At 67.0% G+C, this 21,104-nt stretch carries 20 protein-coding genes; 8 read left to right on the forward strand and 12 right to left on the reverse strand.

Going from position 1 to position 21,104, the window contains the following annotated elements:
• Positions 1-82: 82 nt before the first annotated feature.
• Positions 83-994 (forward strand): hypothetical protein, encoded by a 912-nt coding sequence (locus tag BDI24065_RS29495; RefSeq protein ID WP_175034223.1) that lies wholly within the window; start codon positions 83-85, stop codon positions 992-994.
• Between the two features lie 26 nt (positions 995-1,020).
• Here the strand turns inward: BDI24065_RS29495 and BDI24065_RS29500 are convergent, their stop codons facing one another.
• Positions 1,021-3,189, reverse strand: a complete 2,169-nt coding sequence (locus BDI24065_RS29500) for a DUF4132 domain-containing protein (protein ID WP_175034224.1) — start codon at positions 3,187-3,189, stop codon at positions 1,021-1,023.
• Positions 3,190-3,741: 552 nt separating this feature from the next.
• On the opposite strand from BDI24065_RS29500, the gene BDI24065_RS29510 reads away from it, so the two are divergent.
• Positions 3,742-5,166 (forward strand): PLP-dependent aminotransferase family protein, encoded by a 1,425-nt coding sequence (locus BDI24065_RS29510; protein WP_089454333.1) that lies wholly within the window; start codon positions 3,742-3,744, stop codon positions 5,164-5,166.
• Between the two features lie 53 nt (positions 5,167-5,219).
• On the opposite strand, the gene BDI24065_RS29515 is transcribed toward BDI24065_RS29510, so the two are convergent.
• The 3 genes from BDI24065_RS29515 to BDI24065_RS29525 all read right to left on the reverse strand — a co-directional run bounded on the left by BDI24065_RS29515 (position 5,220) and on the right by BDI24065_RS29525 (position 8,926).
• On the reverse strand, positions 5,220-6,659 hold the full coding sequence (locus tag BDI24065_RS29515; RefSeq protein WP_175034225.1) for an MFS transporter: 1,440 nt from the start codon (positions 6,657-6,659) through the stop codon (positions 5,220-5,222).
• A gap of 166 nt (positions 6,660-6,825) precedes the next feature.
• Positions 6,826-7,977, reverse strand: coding sequence for a CaiB/BaiF CoA transferase family protein (locus BDI24065_RS29520; RefSeq protein WP_175034226.1), 1,152 nt, complete (start codon positions 7,975-7,977; stop codon positions 6,826-6,828).
• 7 nt (positions 7,978-7,984) lie between these two features.
• The gene (locus BDI24065_RS29525; RefSeq protein ID WP_175034227.1) at positions 7,985-8,926 is read right to left on the reverse strand and encodes a hydroxymethylglutaryl-CoA lyase; all 942 of its coding nucleotides are present in this window, start codon (positions 8,924-8,926) and stop codon (positions 7,985-7,987) included.
• Positions 8,927-9,073: 147 nt separating this feature from the next.
• Here BDI24065_RS29525 and BDI24065_RS29530 point away from each other — a divergent pair, with 147 nt between their 5' ends.
• The gene (locus BDI24065_RS29530; RefSeq protein WP_122950532.1) at positions 9,074-9,991 is read left to right on the forward strand and encodes a LysR family transcriptional regulator; all 918 of its coding nucleotides are present in this window, start codon (positions 9,074-9,076) and stop codon (positions 9,989-9,991) included.
• 74 nt (positions 9,992-10,065) lie between these two features.
• On the opposite strand, the gene moaD is transcribed toward BDI24065_RS29530, so the two are convergent.
• The 5 genes from moaD to fdhD form a co-directional block, all read right to left on the reverse strand.
• Positions 10,066-10,323, reverse strand: coding sequence for a molybdopterin converting factor subunit 1 (moaD, locus tag BDI24065_RS29535; protein WP_175034228.1), 258 nt, complete (start codon positions 10,321-10,323; stop codon positions 10,066-10,068).
• A gap of 56 nt (positions 10,324-10,379) precedes the next feature.
• The gene (locus tag BDI24065_RS29540) at positions 10,380-10,949 is read right to left on the reverse strand and encodes a molybdenum cofactor biosynthesis protein MoaE (RefSeq protein WP_175034229.1); all 570 of its coding nucleotides are present in this window, start codon (positions 10,947-10,949) and stop codon (positions 10,380-10,382) included.
• Between the two features lie 46 nt (positions 10,950-10,995).
• Entirely contained in the window at positions 10,996-12,120 is a 1,125-nt protein-coding gene (moaA, locus tag BDI24065_RS29545) for a GTP 3',8-cyclase MoaA (RefSeq protein ID WP_175034247.1), read from the reverse strand.
• A 211-nt stretch (positions 12,121-12,331) separates the two neighbouring features.
• Positions 12,332-13,546, reverse strand: coding sequence for a molybdopterin molybdotransferase MoeA (locus BDI24065_RS29550; protein WP_175034230.1), 1,215 nt, complete (start codon positions 13,544-13,546; stop codon positions 12,332-12,334).
• Positions 13,546-14,415 (reverse strand): formate dehydrogenase accessory sulfurtransferase FdhD, encoded by an 870-nt coding sequence (fdhD, locus tag BDI24065_RS29555; protein WP_175034231.1) that lies wholly within the window; start codon positions 14,413-14,415, stop codon positions 13,546-13,548. The genes BDI24065_RS29550 and fdhD overlap by 1 nt, the downstream gene beginning before the upstream one ends.
• Before the next feature lie 425 nt (positions 14,416-14,840).
• On the opposite strand from fdhD, the gene BDI24065_RS29560 reads away from it, so the two are divergent.
• From BDI24065_RS29560 to BDI24065_RS29580, 5 genes are all read left to right on the forward strand, one after another.
• Complete coding sequence (locus BDI24065_RS29560) at positions 14,841-16,241, forward strand: cytochrome ubiquinol oxidase subunit I (RefSeq protein WP_122950538.1); 1,401 nt, start codon at positions 14,841-14,843, stop codon at positions 16,239-16,241.
• A 3-nt stretch (positions 16,242-16,244) separates the two neighbouring features.
• The gene (cydB, locus tag BDI24065_RS29565; RefSeq protein ID WP_175034232.1) at positions 16,245-17,252 is read left to right on the forward strand and encodes a cytochrome d ubiquinol oxidase subunit II; all 1,008 of its coding nucleotides are present in this window, start codon (positions 16,245-16,247) and stop codon (positions 17,250-17,252) included.
• A gap of 177 nt (positions 17,253-17,429) precedes the next feature.
• A complete protein-coding gene (locus tag BDI24065_RS29570; protein WP_175034233.1) occupies positions 17,430-18,350 on the forward strand; it encodes a bestrophin family protein in 921 nt (306 codons plus the stop codon).
• A gap of 79 nt (positions 18,351-18,429) precedes the next feature.
• Positions 18,430-19,023 carry an SMI1/KNR4 family protein gene (locus BDI24065_RS29575; protein ID WP_175034234.1) on the forward strand — a complete coding sequence of 198 codons (594 nt, stop codon included), beginning with the start codon at positions 18,430-18,432 and terminating at the stop codon, positions 19,021-19,023.
• 37 nt (positions 19,024-19,060) lie between these two features.
• Positions 19,061-19,447, forward strand: coding sequence for a VOC family protein (locus BDI24065_RS29580; RefSeq protein WP_175034235.1), 387 nt, complete (start codon positions 19,061-19,063; stop codon positions 19,445-19,447).
• Between the two features lie 24 nt (positions 19,448-19,471).
• Here the strand turns inward: BDI24065_RS29580 and BDI24065_RS29585 are convergent, their stop codons facing one another.
• From BDI24065_RS29585 to BDI24065_RS29595, 3 genes are all read right to left on the reverse strand, one after another.
• The gene (locus BDI24065_RS29585; protein WP_175034236.1) at positions 19,472-19,912 is read right to left on the reverse strand and encodes a nuclear transport factor 2 family protein; all 441 of its coding nucleotides are present in this window, start codon (positions 19,910-19,912) and stop codon (positions 19,472-19,474) included.
• Positions 19,913-20,041: 129 nt separating this feature from the next.
• A complete protein-coding gene (locus BDI24065_RS29590; protein WP_175034237.1) occupies positions 20,042-20,392 on the reverse strand; it encodes a DUF1493 family protein in 351 nt (116 codons plus the stop codon).
• Entirely contained in the window at positions 20,392-20,820 is a 429-nt protein-coding gene (locus BDI24065_RS29595; protein ID WP_175034238.1) for an STM2901 family protein, read from the reverse strand. Before BDI24065_RS29595 ends, BDI24065_RS29590 begins: the two co-directional genes overlap by 1 nt.
• Positions 20,821-21,104 lie beyond the last annotated feature (284 nt).

Consider the following 21,104-nt stretch of genomic DNA (forward strand, 5'->3'; position numbering starts at 1 on the left):
CTCGCGTGCAATGTTGCGCTGCGGCCAGGCGTATTCTGTGACACATGGGCGCGACCATCGCGCATCCGGCGGGAGCACAAGAATGAAGACATCCGGACATCCGCGCGGCACGTGGTTTGCTCGCCGCGCCCGGCACGCGCTCGTCGCGGCCCTGTGCGTGGGTTGGAGCGCGCTGTCGTTCGGCGCGGACGATGCGGCCACGCTGCTCGACCGTTACCACAGCCTCGGCGCGCAACTGAAGGACAACGCGTTTCATCGGCCGCTGGTCCTCGAATCGGCGGAAGCGTCGTCGTCGCTGAAGGGCGATATCTACGCGGTGGTCGACTATCCGTATTCGGTCGTGAGCAGCCAGCTCGACGATCCCGGGCAGGGCCCCGCGAACTGGTGCGCGGTGCTGATCCTGCACCTGAACACGAAATACTGTCATGCGTCGAGCGGCAGTAACGGCCCGGTGCTCGACGTGAACCTCGGCCGCAAGATCCAGCAGAAGCTGTCGGACACCTATCGCGTGCAGTTCCGCTATCGGGTGGTGGCCGCGACGCCCGACTATTTCCAGGTCGACCTGACCGCCGACAGCGGCCCGATGGGCACGAAGGATTACCGGATCGCGCTGGAGGCCGTGCCGGTCGGCGCGTCGCGCACGTTCCTGCATCTCACGTATTCGTATGGCTTCGGCACGGTCGGCCGCATGGCGATGAAGACCTACCTCGCGACCGTCGGCAGCGAGAAGGTCGGCTTCACGACCGTCAGCGGCGGATCGGCCGCGCAGCCGCAGTACATCGGCGGCGTGCGCGGGCTGCTGGAGCGCAACACGATGCGCTACTACCTCGCGATCGACACGTATCTCGCGACGCTCGACAAGCCGCTCGACCAGCGCCTCACGCGCTGGTTCGACGCGACCGAGCAGTATCCGCAGCAATTGCACGAGGTCGAACGCGGCGCCTATATGCAGATGAAAGCGCAGGAGGTGCAGCGGCAGCAGGCGGCGCGGTAGGCGGTGCCTGCCGGCCGCACGGCCGCTCAGTCGAGCAACCCCGCGACGACATCGACGATCCGCTGCAGCAGCGCTTCGTCGTAAGGCAGCCACGGCACCGCGCGCAGTGGCGACGGCGGCGGCTCGATCGCGGTGTCGACGGGTTCGCCGTCGCGCGTCACGCGCCCGGTCGCGCAATGCACCGACCACGCGCCGACGCGCACATGGCGTTCGTCGAGCGTCACCCGGCCTTGTGCGATCGGTTCGGCGAACACGAGCGCGAGCACCTGCTTGCGATGCCGCGCCATCGCGCCGAGCGGCAGGTCGGACAGCCGGTGCAGGCGCTGCTCGCGCTCGTTCCGCGCGGCGCGCTGGCGCACCGGGTCCGCCAGCGTGTCGGCCGCGCGCGTCGCGTCATCGTCGAGCGCGAATGCGGCAACGCTGACGAGCAGGTCGACCGCGCGCGCCACCTCCGAGAACACGACGGGATCGATTTCGCCGATCGGTGCGGCCATCCAGCGTCGCTCGAGCCTGCGTTCGACGTGCAGCCGGCCGGACGTGCCCTGGCCGTTCGTGCCGGGAAAGAGCCGCGCAGCGACGTTGAAGGTCGCGCGCACGTCGCCGAACTCGCGCGCGAGGCCGTCGTCGTACGCGCGGATCGACCAGCCTTCGCGGCGCGCGACGCCGAGCAGCGGGCGGCTCGCGAGGACATGACCTTCGAACATCGCGGAATGACTGCTCGCGGCGTCTTCGTCGGCCGGCACGTAGAACTCGCGGAACGCCTGCCGAACGGGCTGCCGGATCGCACGGCCGACGATCGCGCGCTGCCACGCGAGCCGCTCGTCCGCATCGGCCAGCAACGGATGCCAGAGCCGGATCTCGCTGTCGGCGTCGAGTTCGCACGCCGCGCCGGCGGCGTCGCGCAGCACGACCTTGCCCTTCGCGATGTCGGGCATGAACGAGATCGTCGCGCCGTCGCGCGCGCGTGCCTGCCAGATCGTGCGGGTCGAGAACGCGGCGCCGGCCGGCGCATCGACGAGGCGATCGCGCCATTCGGCATGGCCGAGCGTCATCGACTGCCAGAAACCCGCTTCCATGCAGGAGGCGAGCATCGTGAGCTGCTTCTTGTCGGGTTTCGCGTCGAGCGTCATGCGCAGCGCGGTGTGCGGCCGTTCGCCGAGCGCGCGTTCAGCGGGCTTCAGGTTACGCGCGAGCTTCTTCTGCACGCCCGCGTGACGCACGGTGGCCAGTGCATCGCGCAGCGCACGCACGCTCTCGGGTGTCGGGATCGTCTCGACCGCATGGCCGAGCGCGATCGCGAGCGACTGCGACGGCGCGGTTTTCGCGGCGGTCGGCGCGACGCACACGCCGGTCAGCAGCGGCCCGATCAGCGGGGAGAGCCACGGCGCGTCGCGATAGGCCGCGACGCGCGCCGCGCGCGCGACGACCTGCGCGTCGTCGGTCGTGAACGCGCGATCGGCCTGATAGGGGACTTCGCCCGCGTGAATCGCGGCGACATGCCGCGCGGCTTCGGTCAGCGTGTCGCGCGCGAAGTCGACGTAAGTGGGCTCCTCCGCGAGCGTGGCGGCCGGATCGTCGGCATTGAACCACAGTCGCTTCGGCGCGAAATAACCGTCGTTCGTCGCGGCCAGCGCGAGGAGCGCGGCCGGCCCGAGTTCGGGCAGCACGTCGAGCTCGCGCACGCGCGCCGGTGAATCGGTATTCAACGGCGCATACGCGTCGCGCAAGGCCGTGATGTCGCGCTGGCCGGCGAACGAATGGAGCGCATATTCCCCGTATACGGAGAGTCTTTGCAGGCCGTCGTTCTGCGGTTCGTCGAGGATGCGCGCGAGTTCGGCCTGCAGCGCGGGCGCGGGCAGCGCATCGAGACACGACAGTTCCTGTAACGCGCGCCGCCACGCGCCGGCCGGAATGTCGCGGAACAGTTCGAGCGCGGCCTCGGCATCGACGAGCGGCGCGAGCTCGAGCGCATCGATCTGTGCGCGCAGCCAGCGTGCGAATGTGGCGCGCGGATCGTCGCGGGTGTAGTCGTGCTGTGCGACGCGTTCCTCGGTGCGGCGCAGCGCGGGCCACACCGCGCCGAGCGCGTGTGCGTCGAGCGTCGACAGGTCGAGCGGCGCGCCGGTGAAGCGCGGGTGGTCGGCGGTGCCGGTCAGCCGCGCGACGAGCAGGTCGACGAGCGCGCGATCAGTCATCCCTGGCCTCCTTGCCGGCTGTGTCGTTCTGGCGCCATTTCTGTATCTTCCGGGCGGCGCGGATCATGCCGCCGAGGTCGGATGCCTGTTCGATCGTGTACTGCATGGTCTGACTCCGGCAATGAAAACCGTGCGGACGCACAGTATTGCACCCCAATTGATGCAGCCGGGCGGAAGGCCGTGCGGCGGGCGTTCCGGGGCGATTCGGCCCGACTGCGCAAGGCTTCCGGGCGTTCGGCCATTTCATAAGACGTACAGTTTTATCGCCATGCGCGATTCGCGCCGAACTGTACTCTTGTTCGCGCGTTCGATGTGTGTACTCGTCGCCAACTGTTCTGCTCTTAAGATTCCATCATCAAGTGCACAGTGCCGCAGATCCAGTCGTACCGGAACCCTGTCGGCGCATCTTCAAGAGAGAGCCAGTGCGATGGAAAAGGCAAAACCGGAGGGAAAGATCAGGAATCACGACGGCCCGGTCGGCGGGCGAAACACGTGCGTGTCGGACGCACACGGCAGGGCGGCGCGGTTGCGCAACCCGGCGGGAGGCGCGCGATGAAACTCTATGAAAAACTCGCGGACGACATCGAACGCCTGATCCGCCAGGGCGTGTACCGGCACGGCGACCGGATTCCGTCGGTGCGGCAGGCGAGCCAGCAGCACCGGATCAGCATCACGACCGTGCTGCACGCGTATCTGCTGCTGGAAAGCCGCGGGCTGCTGGAGAGCCGGCCGCAGTCGGGCTATTTCGTGAACCTGCGGCGCGACGACAGCCATGCGCCGGTGCGCGAGCTGCGACCGTCGAAGCCGATCGCGATCTCGTCGTCGGTCGACGTGAGCCGACTCGTGCTGTCGACGTTGCGCTCGATCGGCACCGACGACGCGGTGCCGCTCGGCTCGCCGTATCCGGACCCGAGCCTGTTTCCGTTCGAGAAGCTGAACCGCTACGCGTATGCGGCCGGCCGCGACAAGTCGCTGTGGGGCGTGACGGACGGGCTGCCGCCCGGCCATCCGCGGCTGATCCGGCAGATCGCACGCCGTTACCTGGAAAACGGGATGTCGGTGGACCCGAACGAGATCATCGTGACGGTCGGCGCGACAGAGGCGATCAACCTGTGCCTGCAGGCCGTTGCAAAACCGGGCGATACGATCGCGGTGGAGTCGCCGACGTTCTACGCGATGCTGCACGCGATCGAACGGATGGGGATGAAGGCGATCGAGGTCGCGACGCATCCGGAATACGGGATCGACATCGCCGCGCTGGCCGCGATTGCGAAATCGCAACCGATCGCCGCGTGCATGGTGATGCCGAACTTCCAGAACCCGCTCGGCTTCCAGATGCCGGACGAGCGCAAGCGCGAGCTGGTCGAGTTCGCCACGAAGGCCGGGATGCCGCTGATCGAGAACGGCGTGTACAACGAACTGTATTTCGGCGATGCGCATCCGAGTTCGCTGAAGTCCTATGACCGCAGCGGGATCGTGCTGCACTGCTCGTCGTTCTCGAAGAGCCTGACGGCTGCGTACCGGATCGGCTGGGCGCTGCCGGGTCGCTATCGCGACCAGGTCGAGAAGCTGAAATTCCTGAACACGCTCGCGACGCCGTCGCTGCCGCAGCTCGCGATTGCGGAGTTTCTCGAACGCGACGGCTACGAGCATCACCTGAGGCGCCTGCGCAAGGCGTATGCGCAGCAGGCGAACCTGATGCGCGCGATGGTGTCGCGGTTCTTTCCGGAGGGCACGCGCATCTCGAGCCCGGCGGGCGGGTACGTGCTGTGGGTCGAGCTGCCTGCGCAGGTCGATGCGATGCGGCTGTACCAGCTCGCGCTGGAGCAGGGGATCACGATCGGGCCCGGCTACATGTTCTCGATCACGGACAGCTACCGGAATTTCATCCGCCTGAACTACAGCAGCCCGTGGTCGCCGGAGATCGAGCAGGCAGTGATCACGGTCGGGAAGCTGGCGGCGGCGTGCATGCGGTAGAAGGGTGCGTTCTTGCCTGGCGCCTTCCGGCGTAACCCGGACGATTCCAGGCGTCAGCGATTGAGCTCCTCGAGCCGCACGCCATTGGTCCTTGGGCCGAACGCGCCGATGACGACGACCACGACGAGCATGAACACGGTGATCCCGGTGAACACGCCGGGCACGCCGAAGTCCTTCAGCAGCGCCGCGATGATGAAGCCCGACATCATCGCGCCGGCGCGGCTGGCCGAATACGCGATGCCGCTCGCGCGGGAGCGCACCTCGGTCGGGAACAGCTCGCACTGGTATGCGTGATACGCGACGGAGATCGTTTGCCCGGCGAGGCTGATCAGCACGCCGAGCACGATGAGCGGCACGACGGTCCTGACCTGCGCGAACGCGAGCCCGCAGACGATCACGGCCAGCGCACCGCCGACGATCAGGTGCTTGCGCTGGATCCGGTCCGCATAGCGCATCGCGAGCAGCGGCCCGGCCGGCATCGCGAATGCGATGACGAACGCATACAGCAGGCTCTTCGTGACGGTGATGCCCTGGCCGATCAACAGTGTCGGCACCCAGTTCGCGAATCCGTAATAGCCGATGGCCTGGCAGAAGTTGAACGCGACGAGCATCAGCAGACGGGCACGATAGGGTGCGCGCCACAATGCCGCGAACGCCGCGCTGCGCACTTCAGGCGCTTCGCTCGCCGGTGCGGGCGGCGGCAGCGGCATGCCCGACTCGCGCTCGGCGATCGCTTCCATCCGGCTCACGATCCGCTCGCTTCGTTCGGCATCGCCGTGCGCGGCCAGCCACCGCGGGCTTTCGGGCACCGCGCGGCGGATGAACCAGACGATCACGGCGCCGGCCGAGCCGGCCAGCACCACGATGCGCCAGCCGTCGAGCCCGAACACCGTCGCGGGAACGAGCCACCACGACAGGATCGCCGCGACCGGTGCGGCGGCGAACATCACCACCTGGTTGAACGCGATCGCGCGGCCGCGCATCTGCTGCGGGACGAGTTCGGTCACGTAGGTGTCGATCGTGACGATCTCCAGCCCGACGCCGATGCCGGTGATGAAGCGCCACAACAGCACGCCTTCGGGCGTCGTCTGGAATGCCATGATGGCCGAGCCGATCGAGTACCACAGCAGCGAGTACGTGAAGACGGCGCGGCGCCCGTAGCGGTCCGGCATCCAGCCGAAGCCGAACGTGCCGACGAACAGCCCCGCGAAGGTCGCCGCGATGAAGGCGGCGATGCCGGTGAAGCCGAAGAATGCCTGCGTGGTGGTTTGCAGCAGGCCGCTTTTGGCCATGCCCGGCGCGATATAGCCGGTAAAGATCAGGTCGTAGACTTCGAAGAAGCCGCCGAGGGAGATCAGCAGCACGAGCATCCACTGGTGCCGGGTGATCGGCAGCCGGTCCATGCGCGCGGAGATGTCCGCGCCGGCGCGGATGCCGGCGCGTACCTGCGGCGTATCGAGCGGTGCGCCGCCCGCGGTGACGGTCTGATGCATGGGTTGTCTCCTGATCCTCTGACGGGCGGCATGCTTCTTCGAGCTGCCTGCCTTGAAAACGGTTATAGGCGAGCGCGATGTGGACGGCGCGCCGAATTCATGGCGGCGCGCGGCCGGGCCTGCTTCGACGTCGGCCGACTGTTACCGGACCGGCATCGGCTATCGCTCATGCGACCGCGCGGCGTTTCAGCCGTGCCAGCACTTCCTGCGTGTGCTCGCCGACGCGCGCGAGCGCCTGGCGCACGCCGGGCCGTCGTCCGCCCATCGTGATCGGCAGCAGCACGACATCGGTCGTGTGGCCGTCGTCGGTCTGCATCGGCACCAGTCCGCCGCTCGCTTTCAGGTGCGGATCGTCGAGCAGTTGCTCGGGACGGACGATCGGCGCATACGGAATGCCGGCCGCCTCGAGTTTCGGCGACAGCTCGGCGGCGCGATGATCCTTCAGGATCGCGCCGAGCCGTTCGAGCAACCGCGGCCGCACGGCGACCCGCTGCGCGTTGGTGGCGAACTCCGGTTCGGCGGCGAGCCCGGGGCACGCGAGCACGTCGCACAGCGTGACGAACTGCCGGTCGCTGACCGCGCCGATGAACAGCTGTTCGCCGTCCGCGAGCGTGAACACGTCGTAGACGCTCCACGCCGACACGCGCGCCGGCATCGGCGGCGGCGGTTCGTGCGTCATCGCGTACTGCTGCATGTGCTGCGCGCACAGAAACACGCAGTTCTCGAACAGCGCGCTCTGCACTTCCTGCCCGCGGCCGGTGCGATCACGTTCGCGCAGCGCGGCGAGCACGCCGATCGCACCGAACATGCCGCCCATGATGTCGTTGACCGACGTGCCGGCGCGCAGCGGCCGGCCGACCGGCCCCGTCATGTACGACAACCCGCCCATCATCTGCACGACTTCGTCGAGCGCGAGGCGCCGGTCGTACGGGCCGGGCAGGAAGCCCTTGTGCGTCACGTAGACGAGCGCCGGGTAGCGGGCCGCCAGCGTGTCGTAGTCGAGGCCGAGCGTCGCCATCAGTCCGGGCCGGAAATTCTCGAGCATCACGTCGCAGGTGCCGATCAGTTCGACCGCGGCCGCCTTGCCTTCGGGCGTATGGAGGTCGAGCACGACGCTTTTCTTGTTGCGGTTGAACGAGCGGAAGAAGCCGATGCCGAGACCGGGCAGGTTGCGCGTCTTGTCTCCGCCGGGCGGCTCGATCTTGATCACTTCGGCGCCGAGATCGGCGAGGATCATCCCGCACGTCGGCCCCATGACCATGTGCGTGAATTCGATGACGCGAATGCCGTCGAATGGAAGTCGGGTGTCGTGGTTCATGATGGATTCAGACGGGGGTGGTGGCCGCGGCGGCGTGGGTGGCCGGCAGGCCCGCGCGCCACAGCGCGCCGTGCAGTGTTTCGCCGTCGAGCCAGCTCGCGACCTTCGCGCGCAGCGTCAGCAGCGCGGCAATGTCGATGCCGGTCTCGATCCCCATGTCGGCGAGCATGAACGCGAGGTCTTCGCTCGACGCGTTGCCGCTCGCGCCGGGCGCATGCGGACAGCCGCCGATGCCGGCGAGCGTCGCGTCGAAGCGGGCGACACCCGTTTCGAGCGCCGCGTACACATTCGCGAGCGCGAGGCCGCGGGTGTCGTGAAAGTGGCCGCACCAGAAGCGCTCGCCCGCGGCGGCGCGCGCCTTGCCGAACAGTTCGCCGACGGCGGCCGGCCCCGCGTAGCCGACCGTATCGGCGAGGCTCACGCGGTCGGCGCCGGCATCGAGCAACGCATGCAGGTAACGCAGCACCGCGGACTGCTCGACGCGGCCCTGGATCGTGCAGCCGAACGCGGTGCCGATACCGCCTTCGATCAGCGTCTTCGAGCCGGCCGCATCGCGCGCGGCGCGGATGCGCGCCACCTCGGCGACGACTTCGTCGGGTGTCTTGCGCAGGTTCGCGATGCTATGCGCGCGGCTCGCCGAGAGCGGCACCAGCATCAGGTCGGCACCTGCGTCGATCGCGTGTTCCGCACCCTTGAGGTTCGGCACCAGCACCGACACGTGCAGGCCGGGCAGCGTCTTCGCATACGACACGAGCTCGGCCGTATCCGCCAGTTGCGGGAGCAGGCGCGCGGGCACGAACGATCCGACCTCGATTTCGCGCTGACCGGCTGCGTACGCGTCGCCGATCCACTCGATCTTGTGTTTCGTCGGAAGAATGCGCGGGATGCTTTGCAGCCCGTCGCGCAAGCCGACTTCGCGTATGACTGCATGCTGGGGGAACGACCGCATGTCGCTTGTCTCCGTTGATTTCGCCCGTGTCGATGCACCGGCGTCGTGCTAACTTTAGACATTCCTGATGGACATTAAAGCGGTATTTCGGAACCGCCATGTTTCCGAAATGGAATGTCTGAATGCTTGATTGCCTGGAGACGGCGGATGCGCGACATCGACCTGAAAACGCTGCGGCTGCTGGTGGCCGTGTGCGATCACCGCAACATGGCGCGGGCGGCGGAGGCGGTTCATATCGAGCCGTCGGCGATCAGCAAGCGCATCGCGCAACTCGAAAGCGACCTCGGCGTGCCGCTGCTCACGCGCTCGCGGCGCGGCGTCGAGCCGACGGCCGCGGGCAATGCGTTGCTCGAGCACGCGCGCAGCGTGCTCTTCACGATGGAGCGCATCGCGAGCGATATCGCCGCGTTCGGCGGCGGGCTGAAGGGGCGCGTCAGCATCTGCGCATCGGCGTCGGCGATCGCGGAGGCGCTGCTCGACGACATTTCGTCGTTCATGCGCGAACCGGCCAACGAGAACATCCGGGTCGACGTGGAAGAGCGGTTGTCGTCCGAACTCGTGCGGCAGTTGCGCGAGGGCGCGGCGAGCGTGGGCGTGTGCTGGGACAACGTCGATCTTCAGGGCCTGCAGCATCGGCCATATCGGCAGGACCGGCTGGCGCTGGCCGTGCATCGCGATCATCCGCTCGCGAACGCGCCGTCGCTGAGCTTCGAGCAGACGCTGGGCTACGAGCATGTCGGCCTGCTGCCGACGACCGCCGTCCACACGCTGCTGCAGCGCGCGGCCGCCGATGCCGGCACGACGGTGTCGTATCGCGTGATCGTGTCGGGTTTCGATGCTGCGTTTCGCGTCGTCGCGGCCGGGCTCGGGATCAGTGTCGTGCCGATGGAAGTGGCCGACACGTATCGGCCGGTGTTCGGCATCAAGGTGATCCCGCTGGTCGATGCGTGGGCGAAGCGCCGGTTCGTCGTCTGCTTCAGGAGCTTCGATGCGCTGCAACCGGCCGCGCAACGAATGGTCGACTATCTGTCGAGCCGGGCCGCGATGCCGGCCGTGAGCGGCTGACGAGCAGTGCCAGCGCGTGTGAACTGCAACGGGCGATCGATGTCATGCCGGATTCCTTCCGGCTCGTGGTGATGTCAGCCGCCCGTCACCGGCGGGAAAAACGCCACCTCGCTGTCCTCCCGCACGACGAATTCCCCCGTCACCATCTCGAGATTTACGGCGGCCCGCACGGGCCGCTCCGTCCGCAGCGCTTCCGCGCTGCGCGCGTCGCGTGCGGCCAGCGTGTCGCGCAGCGCGTCGATGGTGAGCTCGCGCGCATCGAGTTCGACGATTTCCTCGTCGCGCTCGAGTTGTTCGCGAATGCTTGCAAAGTATTTGATCGTCAGTTTCATCGCGATGTCTTGAAAGGAATCACTCGGCGGAATCGGAACACGCGCAGCGCATACGCTCAGCCCCAGCGGCGCATCGCCTGGTCGTCGTGCGCCTTGGCCTCGACCCAGCCGGATACGCCGTCGTGGCGGATCTCCTTCTTCCAGAACGGTGCGTGGGTCTTCAGGAAGTCCATCAGGAATTCGCACGCGTCGAACGCGGACCCGCGATGCGCGGCTGCCACCACGACCAGCACGACCGCCTGGCCGAGCGGAATGCGCCCGACGCGATGCACGATCTTGATCGCTTCGAGCTGCCAGCGCGCGCTCGCTTCCTCGACGATGCTCCACAGGGCCTGTTCGGTCATCGTCGGATAGTGCTCGACTTCGAGCGCGACGACATCGTCGACGTCGCCTTCGTTACGCACGACACCGAGGAAATTCACGACCGCGCCGACATTCGGATTGCGAACGATCGGCGCGAGCTCGGCGCCGGCGTCGATCGACGCGTACTGCACACGCACTTCGAAGCCGGCGGCAATCGACGGTGGCGGCTCGGGGTGCGGCTCGGTCGTGCCGTCGGGCGCGGGGCTGCCGGCGTGCAACGGATCGTCCGGCAGCCCGGCTCGGGATTCGGTGAAGCTCGTCATGACAGTTCTCCTGTTGGCGGTGCGTCCTGTGTCGCGCGGCGGCCCCTCAGCCGCCGACCAGCGACATGCGCACGGTCGGATAGGTCTTGCCCGGCGCGCGGGCCGGCCGCGCGGCCCGGCGCTCGGAATAGCGGTCGTCGCGGTGCGTCCAGCGATCGCGCACGGCGGCGGCGAGATCGTCGGTCGACGCTGTATCGTCGAGCCACGGCCGCAGGTCGGTGCCTTGCGTCGCGAACAGGCACGTGTAGAGCTGCCCGTCGGCCGACACGCGGGCGCGCGAACAGGTGCCGCAGAACGGATGCGACACGCTCGCGATGAAGCCGACTTCGCCCGCGCCGTCGATGTGCGCGCAACGGATTGCGGTCGCGTCGTGCCCCGGTTCGCCGACGAGCACGAGCGGATAGTGCTCGTCGATCAGTTCGCGCATCCGCGCGGCCGGCACGACCTTGTCGCCGGACCAGAAGCTCGCGCCGCCGACGTCCATGTATTCGATGAAGCGCACGGCCACGCCGGTATGCCGGAAGTGCCGCACGAGCGGCAGGATCTGGTCGTCGTTCGCGCCGCGCTCGATCACCGCGTTGACCTTGACCGGCGCGAGCCCGGCCGCCTGAGCGGCCTCGATGCCGGCCAGCACGCGCGACACGGGTACGTCGGCGTCGCTCATCCGGCGGAACACCGCGTCGTCGAGCGCATCGAGGCTGACGGTCACGCGCGACAGGCCCGCGTCGCGCAGCGTGCGCGCCTTCGCGGCCAACAGCGAGCCGTTGGTCGTCAGCGCGATTTCGACGGGCTTGCCGTCGACGGTCGTCAGCGCGGCGAGGCGTTCGATCAGCGCTTCGAGGTTGCGGCGCAGCAGCGGCTCGCCGCCCGTGATGCGGATTTTTTCGACGCCGAGCGACGTAAATGCGCGGGCGATTTTTTCGAGTTGCGCGAACGACAGCCGCTCGGCCGACGGCATGAATGCGTAGTCGGCGCCGAAGCTTTCGCGCGGCATGCAGTAGCCGCAGCGGAAATTGCACTGGTCGATCACGGACAGGCGCAGGTCGCGCAGCGGGCGGCCGAGCGTGTCGGTCGTGCGGGGGAAAGCGCCGGGCGATGCGCCGCCGGAAGGTGCGGCAGCGGCCGGCGCGGCGGAAACGATGGCATTCACGATCGGTTCGTCGGCCTGCAAGAAGTAAGCGGTGGGGCGTCGCCGGTCGACCGTGCGCGCGCCGATAGGTCGGCGCACGGCGCGTAACGAGCCTCATCGTGAGGATAGTCCGCCGGGTTTTCACGGCAGGGACACAATCGCGCCCGAATTGCAGGAATACAGTTCGTCGTGCGACCTGCGTGACCGGCGCGGCGGCGAATGCCGTGCATCGGGCGAGTGACCGGCGTCGCGCTCATGCGAGCCAGTGCGCGAATTCGTAATACGGTACCGCGTCGCCGCACGCGATGCGTTGCCCGGCCGGCAGCCGGGCCAGCCCGCTCGCCTGCACGAGCGACTGCAGCGTGCCGGCGCCTTGCTGACGCAGCGTGTCGAGTGCGGGCGTGCCGTCGAGGCCGACGGTGCAATGCACGCGCACGAAGCGCTCGCGCTGCGCATCCGGTTCGAAGTCGGCGTCGATCGGCAGCGACGGCACGATCGGCAGGCGCGCGTTGCGCCCCTGCAGGCGGCGGATCAGCGGCGCGACGAACAGCGCGAACGCCGTCATCGCGGCCCCCGGATTGCCGGGCAGCAACACCACTGGTTGCGCGTCGAACCGTGCGAGTGCAACCGGCTTGCCCGGCTTCATGCGCACGCCGGTGACGATGAACGACGCGCCGAGCGCATCCAGCGCGGGGCGCAGCAGATCCTTGTCGCCGACGGACGCACCGCCGACGCAGATCACCAGGTCGCAGCCCGCGTGCAGATCGCGCAGCGCACGATCGACGGCGGCCGCGGTGTCGGCCGCGTGCAGGTTCATCGCGACTTCGGCACCGGTTCCCGCGACCAGCGCAGCAAGCATCGGCGCATTGCTGTTGTAAATCTGTTGCGGCGCGCGCGGCTGCCCGCATGCGACGAGCTCGTCGCCGGTCGTCAGGATGCCGACACGCAGCGGCGGGCGCACGTCGACGCGCGCAAATCCCTGCGCGGCGGCCACGCCGACATGCATCGGGCCCATGCGTACGCCGGCCGGCACGAGCAGGTCGCCGGCGCGCACTTCCTCGCCCCGGCGGCGGATGTGCGAACCGCTGCGCTGCGGCGCGTCGAATGCGACCCAGCCGTCCTGTTCGTGCGCGTGCTCCTGCATCACGACGGTGTCCGCGCCGGGCGGAATCACGCTGCCGGTGAAGATGCGCGCGGCCGTGCGCGGGGCCAGCGGTGCCGGCGTGTCGCCTGCATAGCAGCGCTGCGCGACGTGCAGCGGCTCGCCGTGCGCGAGATCCGCGTGACGCACGGCGTAGCCGTCCATCGCGCTCTGGTCGGCCGGCGGCTGGTCGAGCACGGCGGTGAGCGGCGCGGCCAGCACGTGGCCGACGGCTTCCGCGACCGGGATGGACGTGGTGGCCGCAAGCGGCGCGAACGCGCTCGCGAAATGCTGCTGCGCGGTATCGAAATCGGTCAGTGGTTTCATCAGGAGAGAGCCGGATGCGCTTGAGCGAGCGCCGGTTGATCGGGTTGAACGGCGTCGGGCGACACGTACTCGACGAAGCCGTCGTTGCGGCAGAAGCCGACCAGCCGCACGCCGGCCTCGCGGGCGACGTCGATCGCGAGCGACGTCGGCGCCGAGATCGTCGCGATCATCGGGATGCCGACTCGCGCGGCCTTGCGCACCAGTTCGTAGCTCGCACGGCTCGACAGGAACACGAAGCCTTCGTGCAGGTTCGCGCGGCGCCGCGCGAGCCGGCCGATCAGCTTGTCGAGCGCGTTGTGGCGGCCGACGTCCTCGAACACGTCGAGCACGGCCCCGTCGCGGTCGCACCAGGCGGCCGCGTGGATGCCGCCGGTCTCGCGCATCAGCGTCTGATGGGCCGGCAACTCGCGTGCGGCGCGTGCGATCGCTGCCGCGTCGATACCGGCGGCCGTGCCGGCGGCGGCGATGCGCGGCGGGTGCAGGTCGAGCTGCGCGATGCTCTCGATCCCGCATACGCCGCAGCCGGTGCGGCCGGCCAGCGCGCGCCGGTGCGCCTTCATCGCCATGAACGCCTGCTGCGACACGGTCAGCCGCACTTCGGCGCTGCCGGCCCGGCATTCGCTTTCGATGTCGAAGACGTCCGACGCACGCTCGACGATGCCTTCGCTCAGTGCGAAGCCGAGGCCGAACGCGTCGAGGTCGATCGGGGTCGCCATCATGACCGTGTGCGCAATGTCGTTGAACACGAGTGCAACCGGCGTTTCGTCGACGACGCGATCGACGGTGTCGCGAGCGTCGCCGGCACGGTGACGCGTCACATGACACGCGGTGCTGCCGGTCGGATCGTCGCGGCGGATGCAGGACTCCATGCGTTTTTCTCCAGGCGGATCGGCCGGCGGGCCGGCCGGGTCGGGCGCGTACGCGGGACCAGGGGAATCGAAGCTGCCGGGCGGGCGCGGCCGAGGGGCGCGCCGTGGCCGCGGACAGGCGTTGCATCGGATGTTAACGGGGATGAAAGGCGCGCCGGATATACAGCGCTGCAACGCGGAAAGCAGTACAGCTGACCATCCCGCAGGCACGAAATGTGTTTTCCGTACACACATCTTCGGCAGCGGAAGCAGCACAGTTTCAACGCACGTTCGAACGATTGCGAGTATCGTTGCAAACGCGATATCGTCATTCACGCTTCGATGCCATGCGAGTGACCGTTTGTGTTCGCATGTGTTGTCGCCAAGCCGTCGCGCGATTTCCTGCTTCGAGCGTACGTCCTCACAACCACGAGCAAATTACGGTCATGGAAATCTTCGATGCGTTCCATCTCGCCCGCTTGCAATTCGCGTTCACGGTGTCGTTCCACATCGTGTTTCCCGCGATCAGCATCGGTATGGCGAGCTTCCTGGCGGTGCTGGAATGGCGCTACCTCGTCACCGGCGATGCCGCCTACAAATCCATGTTCCAGTTCTGGTCGAAGATCTTCGCGATCGGCTTCGGGATGGGCGTGGTCTCCGGCGTCGTGATGGCGTACGAGTTCGGCACCAACTGGGCCGGCTTCTCGCGCGTCGCGGGCAACATCACGGGCCCGCTCCTTACGTATGAAGTGCTGACGGCGTTCTTCCTCGAAGCCGGCTTCCTCGGCGTGATGCTGTTCGGCTGGCAGCGCGTGAGCCCGCGCGCCCACTTCTTCGCGACGCTGATGGTCGCGGTCGGCACGCTGATCTCGACGTTCTGGATCCTCGCGTCGAACAGCTTCATGCAAACGCCGCAGGGCTACAAGATCGAGAACGGGCTCGTCGTGCCGGTCGACTGGTTCAAGATCATCTTCAACCCGTCGTTCCCGTACCGCCTCGTGCACATGACGATCGCGGCGTTCATCGTCGCGGGCTTCATCGTCGCCGCATGCGGTGCGTGGCATCTGCTGAAGGGGCGCCGCGACGAGCCGGTGAAGCGCAGCTTCTCGATGGCGCTGTGGATGCTGCTGATCCTCGCGCCGATCCAGATCGTCGTCGGCGACGCGCACGGGCTGAACACGCGCGAATACCAGCCGGCGAAGATCGCCGCGATCGAGGGGCTGTGGGAAACCGAGAAGGGCGGCACCGCGCTGAACCTGTTCGGGCTGCCCGACATGCAGGCCGAAACCACGCGCTATGCGATCCAGGTGCCGCACCTCGGCAGCCTGATCCTCACGCACAGCTGGGACGGCGAGATTCGCGGGCTGAAGGAATTCCCGCCGCAGGACCGCCCGTATTCGCCGATCGTGTTCTGGACGTTCCGGATCATGGCGGGCCTCGGGATGCTGATGCTGCTTACCGCGCTGCTCGGGCTGCTGCTGAGAAAGGGCGGGCGCCTGTATGAAACGCGCTGGTTCCAGTGGTTCGTGGTCGCGATGGGGCCGTCGGGCATCCTCGCGCTGCTGGCCGGCTGGATCACGACCGAGGTCGGGCGCCAGCCATGGACCGTGTACGGCGTGCTGCGCACCGTCGATTCGGTTGCGCCGCTCAGCGCGCAGCAGGTCGGCGTGTCGCTGCTGATCTTCGTGGTCGTGTATTTCCTGGTGTTCGGAACGGGTATCTACTACATGATGAAACTGATGAAGCGCGGGCCGGCTGCCCAGGCCGGGTATATCGAGCTGCACCGGCATCCGGGGCTGCGCAAGAGCGCGCTGTCCACGCCGCTGAACGTCACCGAAGCGGAGTAAGCCATGCAAATCGATCTTCCTGTCGTGTGGGCCGCGATCATCGGCCTCGGCGTATTCATCTACGTGATGCTGGACGGCTTCGATCTCGGTATCGGCCTGCTGTTTCCGTTCTTCGATGCGAAGGCCGAGCGCCAGGTGATGCTCGACACCGTCGCGCCGGTGTGGGACGGCAACGAGACGTTCCTGGTGCTCGGCGGCGCGGGGCTCTACGGCGCGTTCCCGGTCGTGTATTCGACGCTGCTGCCGGCGAACTACCTGCCGCTGGTGCTGATGCTGGTCGGGCTGATCTTCCGGGGCGCGGCGTTCGAGCTGCGCGCGAAGGCCACCCGCACGCAACACATGTGGGATCTCGCGTTCATCGGCGGCTCGGCACTCGCCGCGTTCTGCCAGGGGATCGTGCTCGGTTCGCTGCTGCAGGGCATCAAGATCGAGAACAACCAGTTCGCGGGCGGGCCGTTCGACTGGCTGTCGCCGTTCAGCCTGCTGTGCGGGATCGGCGTGCTCGTCACGTATGCGACGCTCGGTTGCGGCTGGCTGATCCTGAAGGTCGACGGCGAACTGCAGCGCAAGATGCGCCTTCTGATGAAGCCGCTTGCGGGCGTGTTGCTCGCCGTGATGGGCGTGGTCAGCCTGTGGACCGTGATCGGGCTGCCGGCCGTCGCGCACCGCTGGTTCGGCAGCGGCAACCTCGGCTGGTTCCTGCCGGTGCCGATCCTCGTCATCGCGTGCGTGTGGGGCATCTTCCACACGGTGAAGCGCGAGCACGAGGCCACGCCGTTCCTGCTGACGCTCGCGCTCGTGTTCCTCGGCTACACGGGGCTCGTGATCAGCATCTGGCCGAACATCGTGCCGCCGTCGCTGTCGATCTGGGACGCGTCGTCGAGCCCTTCGAGCCAGAAGTTCGCGCTCGTCGGCACCGTGATCGTGCTGCCGATCATCCTCGTGTACAACGCGATGCAGTACCGTGTGTTCCGCGGCAAGGTGCGCGAGGGCGATATCGGCTATCACTGAGCGGCTATCACTGAACGCCGCACGATGTGACGGGCGTGGCGGGCGCGGGCGTATCATCGCGCGCAGCACCGCGCCCGACCCGGCATTCACCCGACAGCGGCCCGCCATGCGCGGGCCGTTGCGCATCGGGCGCCGGCGCGCCGTTTGATGCATTTCCCTGGCAGTCGAGAAAACACCATGATCGTCCGACCACAACAAAACTGGCTCAGGATGCTGTTCGTCTGGAACGGCTCCGTGCTGCAATCGATCATTCCGCAGCTCGTGTTCATGGCGATCGTCAGCACGCTGGCGGTCTTCACGAACGGGCGCATCTTCGGCGAGAAGATCCCGCTCAACACCGCGCCGTTCACGCTGTTCGGGCTCGCGCTCGCGATCTTCCTCGGGTTTCGCAACAACGCGAGCTTCGAGCGCTTCAAGGAGGCGCGGCATCTGTGGGGCAACCTGCTGATCGCGGCGCGTACGCTGACGTCGCAGCTGAATCGCTACCTGCCCGACGGCGTGAGCGACGCCGAGCGCAACCGGCTGGCCGACCTGCTGATCGCGCTCACCTATGCGCTGAAGCATCAGCTTCGTCATACCGATCCGACGGCGGACCTGCAGCGCATTCTCGGTGCGGAGCGCACGGCTGAGCTTGGCGGTAAATGCTTCAAGCCCGTCGCGATCCTCGACGAGCTGCGCGGCGGCATCGTGCGCGTGCTGGGCCGCGCGCCCGGCAGCGACGTGACCTGCTGGATGTTCGAGGCGCAACTCGATGAGGTGGGAAAATCGGTCGGCGGGTGCGAACGCATCCTGTCGACACCGATCCCGTTCTCGTACAGCGTGCTGCTGCATCGCACCGTGTATGCGTATTGCGTGCTGCTGCCGTTCGGCCTCGTCGATTCGACGGAGTTCTTCACACCGCTGATCTGCGTGTTCATCTCGTACACGCTGATCGCGCTCGAAGCGATCGCGAGCGAGGTGGCCGAACCTTTCGGCCTCGCGCCGAACGCGCTGGCGCTCGATGCGATGACGCGCACGATCGAACGGTCGGTGCTCGAACTGGGCGACCGCCCGCTACCGGAGGAATTCGTGCCGGCGTCGACGTACCAGATCACGTAAGCGGGTGCGCGCAAGCGTGGAAGGAGCGGATCGCGTCGGGCGCTAGAATGGCGCTTGCCTGTTCTTCGGACCTGACGCAATGACCCTCGTCGACACCTATCTCGCCGGCCTGCGCGCCGCGCTGCCCGACACCGACAACGCGGCGCTCGCCGCCGCCACGGGCGCGACGCCCGCGCAGCTCGATGCGCTGCGTGCCGCGTATCCGCAATGCCCGGCCAGCCTGCTCGAACTGCTCGGCAAGCTCGACGGCACCTACTGGCGCGACTACGGCGGCACGACGGTCAATGTGCTGGTGCTGGGCTCCGACGTCTACGAATACCCGTATTACCTGCTGTCGGCCGGGCAGATGCTCGAGGAGGGCGCGAAGTACCGCGACAGCATCGCGGAGATCTATGGCGACGATGCGAACGACGACGGCGAGCTCGTCGATCCGCGCATCGACATCGCACTGCCGATGAGCCGGCGGCTGTGCTTCTCGCACTGCATGAACAACGGCGGCACGTCGCAGCTCTACATCGATTTCGAGCCGGCGCCGGGCGGCAAGGTCGGGCAGGTCGTGCGCTTCCTGCACGATCCCGACAGCTACGCGGTGATCGCCGACGACTTCGATGGCTACCTGCGCAAGCTGATCGACGACGGTTATGCGTTTGTCATCGATTTCGACGAAGAATAGTGACGGGGCGGTGGCTGCCGCTACAGGAGAGATTGAAATGCGAATCTACGTGACGAGTATCTTTGTCGACGATCAGGACAAGGCGTTGACGTTCTATACCGACAAGCTCGGGTTCAAGCTGAAGAACAACGTGCCGGTGGGCGAATACCGCTGGCTGACCGTGGTGTCGAAGGACCAGCCGGACGGCACCGAGCTGCTGCTCGAGCCGAGCAACCATCGCGCGGTCGGGCCTTACAAGCAGGCGCTGTACGAGGACGGCATTCCGGCGGCATCGTTCCAGGTCGACGATCTCGATGCCGAGTTCGCGCGGCTCAAGGATCTCGATGTCCGCTTCACGCTGGAGCCGATGGATGCGGGGCCGGTGCGCGTCGCGGTTGTCGACGATACGTGCGGCAATCTGATCCAGCTCATGCAGATGAAGTGACGTCACACGCCGGTCGCGGAGCGCTTAGCGCGCCGCGACCGGCGGCGCATCGTGCATCCAGCTGCGCTCCTGCGTGCGACGCTGGATGCGCCACCCGCATTCGGTTCGCACCAGCAGGTCGCGATACCAGAGCCCGACGAAGCACACGCGATCGTCGCCGGCCTCACCGGCCGAGATCATCATCGCCTGGCCGGCCGTTCGCGCGGTCGCGGCGTCGCCGTCGACGATCAGCAGCGATGTCGAGATCGTGTGCTGCGTGCCGCGCATCGCCGACGTCACCTGTTCCAGATACCCGGCAATTTCCGCGCGGCTGCCGACCGGGCCGCCGAAGGCCGTGTAGTCGAGCGTCGCGTTGGCCGCGAAGAGGCGCTCGAATTCATGCCAGTCGTGACGGTCGACGGCGTGGCAATAGCGGGTCAGCAGATCCTGGATCTCCATCCGGTCGATCGTTTCCTGTGGCGTCATGGTGTCGTGGGTGGGTGGATGACGGGGAAACGATAGCGGGGGCGGGCGGGGGTGGCATCGGCGGAGTGGACTAAGGGCCGGCAGAGATTGACGACCGGTCGCGCAAGTGCAGGTGGCTGCCGGTGCCGATCATTCCTTGATCGCCTCGGCGTCCCACTTGCCCAGTGAGACGGCCTTGCACAGCATGCTGACGGTCAATGCCTCCCGTTCGAATGTATGGGGTTTCCTGAGCAGGTACTTGCGCACAATGTGATACAGGATCCCTTCGCCCTCCATCAGGAAGTAACGTCCGAAATCGTAGTCGCCGCGATCCACCTCGAATCGGGTGAAGAATCGATCCATGAAGATGTCCGCATCGTCTCCGGTTTGTCCGAGATCGACGGATACGGACGTACTCCCGGTAATCCGGCGCTTGCTCGATACGGCTGCTTCCTCGCGAACGAATGCTTCCAGCCTTTCCCACAATTGACGGTCGTCCATTACAGAATCCTGTCCTCCGGTTTTGCAATCTGGTTGTACCGGGAAACGGTGTTCCGGACAATATGGAAGGCATCTTTGGCGAGCAGAACCCAGCCGACGCCCGGCACGGTCCGGCCAACGAACACTGCAAGACGATGAGTCAGGATCACACGCAGATTCTTGATGCTTTGTAGCGTGACGGTCGGTAGTACCTTGCGTTTGAATTCATGCCGGAAGATAGATCGTGCCATCACCGATGCGACGGAGGTACCTTGGGTCGCCCCGAGCGGTTTGGCGCGGGTCGGAAGGATCGGCAGGCCGGAAAGAATCAGAATAACGGCTTCCACATCGTCTATTCCGGCTTGTTTGCGCGTTTCGTCGGCGGCAATCAGGAAGAACAGTTCGGTCGGACTCAGGTTTTGCTGGTTCTGGTAACGATAGGTATTCACTCGGTGCGCCTTGAGGTGCAGGCGAAACGAGCCGCGTGTGCCGCACGTCTTGCTTGCTGTCTTTGTTTATTGGTGGGGCACGTTAGCGAGACCGTCGCTGCAGGTCAATTTCGGAAAGAGGGAATGCGTGCGGCTTGCCATGGCTCGAGCGCTCGAGCGTCGGCTGCCTGATGGCCTGCGTTTGCAGTGTCGTCACCGACGAGCGGTGTGGAGGCCGTCAAGGCACGCGCCGTTTCTGCAGCGACGGATGGCTTGAATCGAAAGGTTTCCAAGTGTCGCTGGCC

It is taken from the genome of Burkholderia lata, assembly GCF_902499025.1.
In the GTDB taxonomy this organism is placed as follows: domain Bacteria; phylum Pseudomonadota; class Gammaproteobacteria; order Burkholderiales; family Burkholderiaceae; genus Burkholderia; species Burkholderia lata_C.